General features: G+C 72.9%; 10 protein-coding genes. 7 read left to right on the top strand and 3 right to left on the bottom strand.

Annotation, left to right across the window (positions count from 1 at the left end):
* Positions 1 to 226: 226 nt before the first annotated feature.
* Positions 227 to 1195 carry a GlxA family transcriptional regulator gene (locus tag ACFWEP_RS25440; RefSeq protein WP_387373194.1) on the bottom strand — a complete coding sequence of 323 codons (969 nt, stop codon included), beginning with the start codon at positions 1193 to 1195 and terminating at the stop codon, positions 227 to 229.
* A 99-nt stretch (positions 1196 to 1294) separates the two neighbouring features.
* Between ACFWEP_RS25440 and ACFWEP_RS25435 the strand changes: the two genes are divergently transcribed.
* Complete coding sequence (locus ACFWEP_RS25435; RefSeq protein ID WP_387373192.1) at positions 1295 to 1984, top strand: DJ-1/PfpI family protein; 690 nt, start codon at positions 1295 to 1297, stop codon at positions 1982 to 1984.
* A gap of 222 nt (positions 1985 to 2206) precedes the next feature.
* Here ACFWEP_RS25435 and ACFWEP_RS25430 read toward each other — a convergent pair whose 3' ends face one another.
* The gene (locus tag ACFWEP_RS25430; protein WP_387373191.1) at positions 2207 to 2725 is read right to left on the bottom strand and encodes a GNAT family N-acetyltransferase; all 519 of its coding nucleotides are present in this window, start codon (positions 2723 to 2725) and stop codon (positions 2207 to 2209) included.
* Positions 2726 to 2910: 185 nt separating this feature from the next.
* On the opposite strand from ACFWEP_RS25430, the gene ACFWEP_RS25425 reads away from it, so the two are divergent.
* From ACFWEP_RS25425 to ACFWEP_RS25410, 4 genes are all read left to right on the top strand, one after another.
* A complete protein-coding gene (locus ACFWEP_RS25425; protein ID WP_387373189.1) occupies positions 2911 to 4374 on the top strand; it encodes a hypothetical protein in 1464 nt (487 codons plus the stop codon).
* Positions 4375 to 4556: 182 nt separating this feature from the next.
* Complete coding sequence (locus ACFWEP_RS25420) at positions 4557 to 5828, top strand: AAA family ATPase (protein WP_387373187.1); 1272 nt, start codon at positions 4557 to 4559, stop codon at positions 5826 to 5828.
* Complete coding sequence (locus ACFWEP_RS25415; RefSeq protein ID WP_387373185.1) at positions 5825 to 7192, top strand: VWA-like domain-containing protein; 1368 nt, start codon at positions 5825 to 5827, stop codon at positions 7190 to 7192. The genes ACFWEP_RS25420 and ACFWEP_RS25415 overlap by 4 nt, the downstream gene beginning before the upstream one ends.
* An 8-nt stretch (positions 7193 to 7200) precedes the next feature.
* A complete protein-coding gene (locus ACFWEP_RS25410) occupies positions 7201 to 7479 on the top strand; it encodes a hypothetical protein (protein ID WP_387373183.1) in 279 nt (92 codons plus the stop codon).
* A gap of 483 nt (positions 7480 to 7962) precedes the next feature.
* On the opposite strand, the gene ACFWEP_RS25405 is transcribed toward ACFWEP_RS25410, so the two are convergent.
* Complete coding sequence (locus ACFWEP_RS25405; protein WP_387373181.1) at positions 7963 to 8394, bottom strand: DUF1992 domain-containing protein; 432 nt, start codon at positions 8392 to 8394, stop codon at positions 7963 to 7965.
* 210 nt (positions 8395 to 8604) lie between these two features.
* On the opposite strand from ACFWEP_RS25405, the gene ACFWEP_RS25400 reads away from it, so the two are divergent.
* Complete coding sequence (locus ACFWEP_RS25400; protein WP_387373179.1) at positions 8605 to 9201, top strand: hypothetical protein; 597 nt, start codon at positions 8605 to 8607, stop codon at positions 9199 to 9201.
* Positions 9198 to 9989 carry a hypothetical protein gene (locus ACFWEP_RS25395; RefSeq protein ID WP_387373177.1) on the top strand — a complete coding sequence of 264 codons (792 nt, stop codon included), beginning with the start codon at positions 9198 to 9200 and terminating at the stop codon, positions 9987 to 9989. The genes ACFWEP_RS25400 and ACFWEP_RS25395 overlap by 4 nt, the downstream gene beginning before the upstream one ends.
* The last annotated feature ends 72 nt before the right edge of the window (positions 9990 to 10061 follow it).

Raw genomic sequence — 10061 nt, 5'->3', positions numbered from 1 at the left:
GCCCGCCGACGGCGCGACCGGGAATCCACCTGGCCAGGGGCCCGCGGGAGAACAACGTGCGGATGCTCGAAACACTGAACCACGGTGTCAAGTCCCACCATCAGCAGCGTGATTCTCTGCAGCCCCTCAGCCGTACCGCCACCGCCCCGCCCGGGTCCTGAACCACGACCGCCGAGGTCTCGGTGATGCGGTGAACCGGACATGCGGCTGTCGCACGCGGCCCGGGTCAGGCAGTTGGTGCGCTTTGCGTTGCTCGGTAACGCGAAGGCGGTGTCCCGTAACGGCTGACGAATGCCTGGCGGAGTGTCTCAGCGGTTCTGAAGCCGCATCGTGCGGCCACGCCCGCCACGGGCATGGAGGTGGAAGCCAGGAGGTGAGCGGCGGCTTCGGTGCGTGCGTCGCGGACGAATCGGCCTGGCGCCTTTCCAAGGTGTTCGATGAACAGGCGGGTCAGATGGCGTTCGCTCACCCCCGCCTCGGCTGCCAGTGCGGTTGCGGTCAGATCGCCGGCCAAGTGGCCGGCGATGTGATCGACGACTCGCCTGACCAGGCTGTTCGTGAGTGCTGGGGCCGCTGTGAACATGCTCATCTGTGCCTGGTTGCCCGGCCGTTGCAGATAGGTGACCAGGCCGCGGGCCACTGAGCGCGCCAACTCCGCGCCGTGGTCCTCCTCGATGAAGGCCAGGGTGAGGTCCAGGGCACTGGTGACGCCCGCCGCCGTGGACACGCTTCCGTCGCGAACGAACAGGGGCGCGGGATCCACGGTGACCTCCGGGTAGGCGCAGGCCAACTGCTCGGCGTACCGCCAGTGGGTCGTGGCGCGTCTGCCGTTGAGCAGACCAGCGGCGGCCAGAACGGTCGCTCCCGTGCAGACCGAGGCCACTCTGCGGCTCTCCTTGGCCAGACGCCGGACATGGCCGACGATCCGCGGGTTGTCAGCCGCGGCCTCGTGGCCGAACCCTCCCGAGACGATCAGTGTGTCCAGCGGCCCCCGCAGCCGCTCGAGGGATCGCCGGCCCCGCAACGTCAGGCCCGAGTCGCAGGTGATCGCACGGCCTCCCGGGGTGGCCACGCTCACGTCGTAGGCGGGGCGGGCTCCGAGCCGGTTGGCGGTGGTCAAGCTTGTCGTCACGCAAGCGATGTCCAGCAACTCGGCCTCTTCGTATCCGACGAGAACCACCACTCGTTCCTCCACGACCGGGACCCTATGTCGGAATGACCGGTAGCCCAAGAATTCTGACCTGCTCGCTGTCCTCCCTTGGCGCTCCCGTGACCACGGGCCGAAGGTGACGACATGACCAAGACGCTCGCCTTCGTGCTCTATCCCGGCATCACTCCGCTCGACCTGGTCGGACCGCTCCAGGTGCTGTCGGCGCTGGCCCGGATCGACCCGTCGTACGACGTGGCCGTCGTCGGCCAGGACCTCGCCGCCCGGGACACCGACACCCCGCTGAAACTGACGCCGAGCCACACGTTCGACCAGGTCCCCGAGCCCTTCGCGCTGATCGTGCCCGGCGGGACCGAGCCGGCCCTCGCCGCGCTGGCCGACGAGCCTCTGCTGAGTTGGATCCGCCGGGCCGCGCGGACGGCTGAGGTCGTCGGCTCGGTGTGCACCGGCTCCCTGATCCTGGGTGCCGCCGGCCTGCTCGACGGTCGTCGGGCCACCACTCACTGGGGATTCCGCGACCTGCTGGCCAAATTCGGCGCGACGCCCGTCACCGAACGCTGGGTCGAGGCCGGCCCCGTGCTCACCGCCGCCGGGGTGTCGGCCGGTATCGACATGGCCCTCCACCTGGTCGGCCGCCTCGCGGGCGAGCAGACCGCCCGCACGGTCCAGCTCCTCATCGAGTACGACCCGCAGCCACCCCTGGGCGGCATCGACTGGCGGTCAGCCGACCTCGACTTCTTCAGGTCCCATGCCCGAGCCATGGTGAGATCGGCCCTGGCAGATCATCCCGCGCTCCTGGACCGCCTGACGACCTGAGCACTGCCGCGGCGGCGAGGGCCCCCAGTGCCGCACCACGGTAAGCCGCGAGCACGTCCCCCTCCCCCGGTGGATGTCACGGACCGGGTCGTCACACGTGGGAGGAGTGGCTCCCAGCCCGTGCGGCGGACGCGGACCGGCTGCGGCACGGTGACAAGGTCGGGCCACCGGGCCGTTCGACGCTTCGTGTCCCCCGGACTCGCTGTCCCGGGCGGGCGCCGCTCAGGCGATGGGGAGCATCAGTTCGGGCCGGTCCCACATCACGTACGGCGGGGTCGCGGGAACGGTACCGGTGCGTTCGGCGCCGACACTGCGGTAGAAGCCCTCGGCCGGCGGGTGGGAGACCACCCGGACGGCGTCCAGGCCGGCCCGGGAGGCCTCCTCGCGCAGGTGGTCGATGAGGCGGCGGCCGATCCCGCGCCCCTGGGCGGCGTCGGCGACGAACATGAGGTCCAGTTCACCGGTGGCCGCGGGGCCGTGCGGCTCGCCCGTGTCGAGCACCAGGGAGTAGAAGCCCAGCACGGGGGTTCCGGTACCGGGACCGGTTCCCGCTCCGGCGACCGCGACGAAGACCCGGTGGGCCTCGATGTAGTCGGGCCCGACGCGGTACCCCTCGACCATGGGCGCCCAGTGGCCCTCGTACGCCCGCGACGTCCTGACCAGGCGGGTCAGCCGCTTGGCGTCCTTGGCGACGGCCCGCCTGATGAGTACCGCACCGGGGTCGGTGCTCCGCGCGTCCATGACGCCCATTGTCGCTCAGGGACCGTACGGCCTTTCCCCTGTCCCTCGCCGCCGGACGAGGCGGAGGCCCGGCATCATGATCGGAAAACCTCTGGCGCCCCCGAAAGAAGGGGAGTTAGGATCCCCGCCATGACTGCACACTCCCTTCTCAGATTGGGGGACCCGTCCGCGCAAGGTGAGTGCTGATGCTCACTCGAATCGCGTACGGAGACTCCCGGCTCTCCTTCTGGCCGCGCGTGCGAGAGTTCGCCGTGCCGCCCTCCATGATCGAAAAAGCGACCGCCCGCCGGCACGTGGGCGACTGGGCGGGCGCGTGCGCCGCCGCGGGTATCGATGTCGATCTCGATCTGCGCCGGCTGGCGCGTACCCACGGCCGGGAACTCACGGCCTTGGTACGGACCGATCTGCGCCGACTGGCCCCGGATCTGCTGCGGTGGCACATGCCCAGGATCGCACCGGACGGGCTGTTGCGCCCGGGGCTGACGCTCACTCTGGCCCGGTACCCCGTACCCGGGCACGACAGGTCCCGCCCCCTGCACCTGGTGGTCCGCACGCCGCCCGCCTGGGCGGACGCGGGCCAACGGATGAGCCTTCTGCTCTGGGGCGACGACGTCTCCGCAGCCACCGGAACGCTCCACCATCCGCACCCCCGACCGAACCGGCGTTTCCGGCTCGACCTGCACCGCCACCTGTGGGACGCACGCAGGACCGGTGAACTACGGACACGCTCCGGTGCCGGCCGGAATGGGGGGCCGGAGCGCTCCGGGGCCTCGTCGGAGGGCATCGGGCTTCCGGAGGGCATCGGGCTTGCGGAGGGCGTCGGGCTTGCTGACGACCGATGGTCGGCCGAGGCCGAACTGCTGTTGAGGGCTGACGAGTTGCCTGTCGGACCGGTCACCGTACGACTGGGCTCCCGGCGACGGCTGCTGCTGGAGCCTTCCGGGGCCGGGGAGTTCCCCGAAGGGCTGCCCGCCTTCCGGATCGCCTCCCCGCCCCCGGGCGGTGGGCTCTCCGCGCTGCCGGTGCTGCCCGACGCGGCGACCTGGGTGCCGCCCGACCTGGAGCTGCTCCGGGTCGGCGCGATCACCGCCGACCGGCTTCACCCGCTGGTCGGCCCGGCGCTGCTGCCGGACCGGCCGCCGGCCGCCTTCACTCCCGCTCCCGCACCGGAGCCTTGGCGCGATCCGCACCTGGTGGACTGCCGGGGTGCCCGGCACCGGATCGGCCTGGTCGACGGTGTACTGACGCCCCTGGACCACGATCCCGCCGAGGTACGCAGGGAGGAGTTGCTGGCCGCGCTGTCCGGCACGCCCCTTCCCTGTCTGCGGGCGGTCCATGAGGCCCACCGCCGTCCGGACTGCCTCGACGGGGTCCGGGAACGGCTGCGGCACGGCGACGTCTGCGGTGCGCTGGACGTCGTCGAGGGGCTGCTCGGCCCTCGGGCCGTGCTGCGCGACGGACCCCTGCGGGACGAACTGGAGGCGGCGGCCGAACGCCGCGTCGCCTACGGGCTGTTCAGGGCGGGACTGACCGGACCGGGGCCCGGCCCGAACGGGGCCCGCCCCGACCGGACCGGCTCCGGCGGTATCCCGCCGGCTCGTCGCCGTACCCGCGACGTCCGCGCGCACCCCCGTCACGCCACCCGCTGACGGCAGGTCCGCTCCTCCTTCCGGCCCGGGGCCGGCCTCGAACCGAGCCTGCCCGGGACCGAGCCGGGCCCCCGGCCGGTCCGAACGGGGCTGCGCCCCTCACCGTCAGCAACCGCTCCCGGACGGGGCAGCCCCTCCCCGCCACCCACGCGTTCCGCCCACGACCCCCAAGGTGACCACCCATGCCCTCAACCACCCCGCTCGCGGCGACTCGCACCCCCGCCGACCCGTTCCCTCCCTCCCAGCTGGACGTGGCCGACGCCCTGACGGTCCTGCTGCGCGCCACCACCACCGAGCCGCGTCCCGACATCCAACTGGAGGCCCTGACCTTGGCCGTCGCCGCCGACCTGCCGGTACTACTGTGGGGAGAGCCCGGCATCGGCAAGACAGCCGCGCTGGCCCAGCTCTCCGAAGCCCTGGATCTGCCGCTGACCACGGTCATCGCCAGCGTGCACGAACCCTCCGACTTCTCCGGACTGCCGATCGTCGGGGACGATCCGGCCACGCAGGGCATCCCGATGGCTCCGCCGGACTGGGCGGTGCGGCTGGTCCGGGCCGGCCGGGGGCTGCTGTTCCTGGACGAGCTGTCCACCGCGCCCCCCGCCGTACAGGCCGCCCTCCTCCGCTTGGTACTCGAACGGCGGGTCGGATCGCTGCGACTGCCGTCCGGAGTGAGGATCGTGGCCGCCGCCAACCCGCGCGCCTCGGCCGCCGACGGATGGGAGCTGAGCCCGCCGCTCGCCAACCGGTTCGTCCACCTCCAGTGGGTCCACGACCACGAGGTCGTGGTGCGCGGACTCGGCGGCATCTGGCCCCGGGCCGTCATGCCGACGCTCGCCCCGGAACGGCTGGCGCAGTCCGTGGACTTCGCCCGCCGCGCGGTCTGTGGCCTGCTGTCCACCCGCCCGGCGCTCGTCCACCGGATTCCCTCCGACGAGAGCCGCCGGGGCGGCGCCTGGCCCTCGCCCCGGAGCTGGGAGGCGGCTCTGCGCCTGATCGCCTTCGCGAGCGCCGCCGGATCCTCCCGGGACGTCCTGTCGATGCTGGTCAGAGGGACCGTGGGGGACGGTCCTGGGCTGGAACTGCTCGCGAGCCTCGACCGGATGGACCTCCCCGACCCCGAGACGCTGCTCGCCGACCCGGCCGGCGCCGTCCTTCCCGAACGCGGCGACCTGCGGCAGGCCGTCCTCGACGGAGTGGTGGCCGCGGTACGCAACCGCCCCGAGCGGAGCCGCTGGGACGCCGCGTGGGCGCTGCTGGTACGGGCGTCGGAGACGGGAGCCCCGGACCTGGTGGTCGTCCCGGCCACCACCCTCGCCACGCTGCGCCGTGAGGACTGGGACGTACCGGAGTCGATCGACCGTCTCGCGGGCGTGGTGGCACTGTCCCGGCGGGCGGACCGCGCCGCTGCCCGTACCGGCGCCGCCGCGGCGACCGAAGGAGCGGGACGATGAGCCGTCCGGGGGTTCACGGCGGGACCCCTCCGAGTGGGCCCGCGCACTCCGTTCCGGGTGAGCCCGCCCGCCTCGTTCCGGGTGGGCCCGCGCACGCCGTTCCGGGTGGGCCCGCCCGCCTCGCTCCGCCTCCTGTCGCCCGTGCGGCACTCGACCGCGACAAGCTCTTCGCCGCCCGCCTGCAGGCGGTGCGCGCCCGTCCGTATCTGGCCACCGCGCTGTTCGCCCTGTGCCCCGTGGAGTCGGTTCGGGTCCCCACGATGGCCGTCGACCAGCACTGGCGGTGCTACGTGTCGCCCTCGTTCGTCGACCGGACACCCGTGGAGGAACTCGCCGCGGTGTGGGTGCACGAGGTCTCGCACCTTCTGCGCGACCATCACGGGCGCGGCGACCGGTTCGCGCGGGAGCACGGGCTGACCGGCCCGGGTGAGCGGCTGCGGATGAACATCGCCGCGGACTGCGAGATCAACGACGACGCGTTCGGCGACGGCCTCGTCTTCCCCCGGGGCGCCGTCCGGCCGTCCGACCTCAGGCTCGGCTCCGGGCAGCTCATGGAGGACTACCTGCGGCGGTTCCAGCTCGGAAGGCATACGGAACTGTACGCGTGGCTCGACTGCGGCAGCGGCGCCGACGGGCTGGACCGGGAGTGGGACCTCGGTCCGGACGGGGCGGACGGCCTCAGCCCGCAGGAGCGGGACGCGGTCCGGTTCCGGATGGCACAGGGCATCGTCGGGAGTCCTGGGAGCGCCCCGGCCGGCTGGAAGCGGTGGGCGCGGGAGGCGTTCCAGCCGCCCCAGCCGTGGCGAAGGCTGCTGGGCGCGGCCGTCCGCTCGGCCACCTCCGGTTCCGGTGCGGGCGACGACTACAGCTACGGCCGTCCCTCCCGGCGCTCCGGAGCCGTTCCCGGGGCGCTGCTGCCGAGTCTCCGGCGCAGACCGCCCCGGGTGTCGGTGGTCATCGACACGTCCGGTTCCGTCAGCGACGCCGAACTCGGCGCGGCGCTCCGCGAGGTGGCCGGGATCGTCCTCGCCGTCGGTGGCCGCCGCGATCTCGTCCAGGTGGTGTCCTGCGACGCCTCCGCGCATCTGGCGGTCGCCCTCTGCGCGGCGGAGGGGATCGCTCTGACCGGGGGCGGCGGGACCGATCTGCGTTCCGGATTCACCCGCGCCCTCCGCGCGCGTCCACGGCCGGACGTGGTCGTGGCCCTGACCGACGGACAGACGCCCTGGCCGAGTACGAGGCCGCCCTGCCGGACGGTGGTGGGGCTCTTCCCCCGCTCCCGCCCGGCGTGCCACGGCGAGGACGATCCCGACTACGTTCCCGACACGCCGCCCGCCTGGGCACGGGTGGTGACGATCGGATGATGCCCCAGGTGCCGGATGCTCTCGTGGCTCTTCAGATGTCGGAGTACCGGAAGCGGAGTGCGCTGGCCGACTTCGTCCGGTCCAACGGTCCCGTCAGGGACGGCAGCGCTGTCGTCCGGCAGGAGGCTGCCAGGCTCCAGCGGTCCCTGGAGGAGTCGGAGCGCACCTTGCGACAGGCGGTGCGTGGCGCCGCGCGCACGCGGGACGAGGCTCGCGGGTTGCGGCGCGCTCTGATGCGGCGGGCGGCGATCAGCCTCGCGGAGGAGGGTGCGGATCCGGCCGCCTGACCGGGCGTCGTGGGCCGGTCGGTGCCCGAGCCACGGTGAGCACCTCGTGATCCGCGTGGCCCAGGGAACAGGTTCCGCGGGGATCACGGGTACCTTCGAGATCGACCAGTCCGAGCACGGCAGCCACTCCTACGTTCTGGAGTACACGCTGGGCTGACACATGCCCGCTTCACCGTCCTGACCGAGTGGTCAGCCGCCGAAGGACTTCGGGCGCTGACCACTCGGTACTCCGGTCGTACGCTCCCGCTCTCCGCCCACCGGCCTTCGCCGGACTGCGAACGTCCTCCCGCACACAGGACGGCAGGCGGACGCGCGCCCCTCAGACACTGTGGGGGCGGAGGCGGCCGCCGTTGATCAACGGCGGTGGAAGCAAACGGTCACGGGGCGCTCGGGCGACAGCGTGCGTGGATCCGCCGCAGCCACGCGGCCCGGCCGCGGGCCGCGTCGATGCTCACCCGGGCGTCCCGCCGGCCGCGCCGGAGGTCACGAGTGGCCGGACGCGTCCTGACCGGCGCGGCCGGAGCGCGCCGCGCGCCATTCGCCGACCGTCTTCTCGACGTCGAGGCACCCGAGGTTGAGCGGTGGGCCGGGCGGAGGCATCCGCACGGCCTCGTCGATCTTCTCGTTGACCGCCCCGATCAGTTCCCGCACCCGGCGTTCGGAAACCGCTTCGGCGATCGCACGGCGGACGTCCTCCACCTCCTTGCGCAGAGCGAGGGCGGGCGGGAGGACCGAGAGACCTTCGCGCTGCATCTTCTCCTTGATCCACCAGTCCTCGTCGTAGGTACGCCCCAGTCCGGGGAGCGGCTTGCCGAAGCCGGGCAGGGAGGCGAAGTCACCGCGCTGCTCGGCCTCGTGGATCTGCCGGTCCACCCACGAGTCGAAACTGACACCAGGGGGCTTGCGTTCGGTCACGGCACACCTCTTCTTCCGTACTCCGGTCGCGGCCCTTCCACGATACCCAGCACCTCTGTGCGAACGGCACTGTCTCGAACCGCCGGTCGGGGGTACACGACGTCACGCACCCCGCTCGGCCGGACCAACCGGCCGGAGCCCGGATCGGAGGGAGTTGACGACCGTGCGAGAGAACTGCGTACCGGACAGCGAACGGCGGGAGACGCGCTCATGACGACCGTACTGATCATCGTTGGTGTGCTCGTCGTCGTGGCGATCGCCGGTTACTTCCTCCAGCGCGGCCGGGCGACCGGCACAGGCGGGCTGAAGCGCCGCTTCGGCCCCGAGTACGACCGGGTACTCGCCCGCCACCAGGGCGACACCAAGCTTGCCGAGCAGGAGCTCGGGGAGCGGGTGAAGCGGCACGGCTCGATCAGCGCGCAGCCGCTGTCGGCGGAGGCGCGGGAGCGGTACACCGCGCGTTGGACCCGGGTGCAGGAGCGGTTCGTCGACGCTCCCGAGGACGCGGTCGCCGAGGCCGGTGACCTCCTCGACGAGCTTTCCCGGGACCGTGGTTTCCCGGAGGCGGGCAGTGCCGAGGACCGCGCTGAGGCGCTGTCGGTCCACCACGGCGCGCACGTCGACGCTTACCGCCGGGTGCACGGGGCACGCGACGGTTCGGGGGGCACCGAGGAACTGCGCAAGGACCTCGTCGGGGCCCGTGCCCTCTTCGACGCGATGCTCGACAACCCGACCGGGCAGCAGGTCGAGCGGGGCCGGACGGACATGGACAAGCAGCACGACGCGAAGGGAAGTGTGACGTCATGACTTACGGATCTTCTACGAACGGTGAACGGGTCGACGGGGCGGCAGACGCCCGCCGCACGGACGAGACGGTCTCCACGGACGACAAGGCGCGCTCGGGGGTGACTTCCGAGGCCTCCGACCGGACCCGGACCGCACCCGTTCCGGAGCGCGCGGCGGGCCCCGAGCCCGTACGCGACCCCAGGACGAAGGCGGCGGGGGTGGAGACCACGCCTGCCGACGGGAGCCGCGCCCACCGCCCCGGCAGCGGTGGCACGACGGACCACGCCGAGCGTACGGACGGTTCGGAGCGAGTGGACCGCACGAGTACGAGCAACGCGGCGAACGTGGAGCACACCGCCCGCGGCAACCGTACGGAGGCCACCGGCGCGGACCGCACCGGGTCCCTCGGCGCGAAGACGGGCACGGACCGCACCGGCTCGCCCGGCACCCCCGGCGCGAAGACGGACGCCACCAGCACGCGCCGCGAGACCGCCGGCCACGCCGCGTCCGGCGCGAACGGCCGCGACGGGGCCCTGCTCGCGGGTGCCGACCACGACGAGCTGGAACGACGGATGCGGGACGCGGTCAGCGACTTCGTCGAGGACCCGCAGCGTGCGGTCCGGGAGGCCGGTGCCACTCTGGACGCCGTGACCGAGAACCTGGTCAAGGCGCTCACCGAGCGGAGCACCGCGCTGCGCACCGAGGAGAACCCGGACGGCCCGGGCGCACGGAACGGCGAGCGGACCGAGCAGCTGCGGATCGTGCTCCAGCACTACCGCGACCTCACCGACCGGCTGCTGGCGGTCTGACCCGGGCCCGGACAGACGCCCGGACGGCACCCCGGAACACGAGCGGCCGGGAGGTACACGGACACCTGTCTC

This window comes from Streptomyces sp. NPDC060198, assembly GCF_042728415.1.
Classification (GTDB): Bacteria; Actinomycetota; Actinomycetes; order Streptomycetales; family Streptomycetaceae; genus Streptomyces.
Note: the sequence above shows the minus strand (reverse complement) of the source record. Positions and strands in the feature narration are given on the sequence as shown.

What these genes read in the sequence shown, in the direction of transcription:
- ACFWEP_RS25435 (WP_387373192.1), top strand. Translation starts at nt 1,295, where the DNA reads ATGACCAAGACGCTCGCCTTCGTGCTCTATCCCGGCATCACTCCGCTC.
- ACFWEP_RS25430 (WP_387373191.1), bottom strand. Translation starts at nt 2,725, where the DNA reads ATGGACGCGCGGAGCACCGACCCCGGTGCGGTACTCATCAGGCGGGCC.
- ACFWEP_RS25425 (WP_387373189.1), top strand. Translation starts at nt 2,911, where the DNA reads ATGCTCACTCGAATCGCGTACGGAGACTCCCGGCTCTCCTTCTGGCCG.
- ACFWEP_RS25420 (WP_387373187.1), top strand. Translation starts at nt 4,557, where the DNA reads ATGCCCTCAACCACCCCGCTCGCGGCGACTCGCACCCCCGCCGACCCG.
- ACFWEP_RS25415 (WP_387373185.1), top strand. Translation starts at nt 5,825, where the DNA reads ATGAGCCGTCCGGGGGTTCACGGCGGGACCCCTCCGAGTGGGCCCGCG.
- ACFWEP_RS25400 (WP_387373179.1), top strand. Translation starts at nt 8,605, where the DNA reads ATGACGACCGTACTGATCATCGTTGGTGTGCTCGTCGTCGTGGCGATC.
- ACFWEP_RS25395 (WP_387373177.1), top strand. Translation starts at nt 9,198, where the DNA reads ATGACTTACGGATCTTCTACGAACGGTGAACGGGTCGACGGGGCGGCA.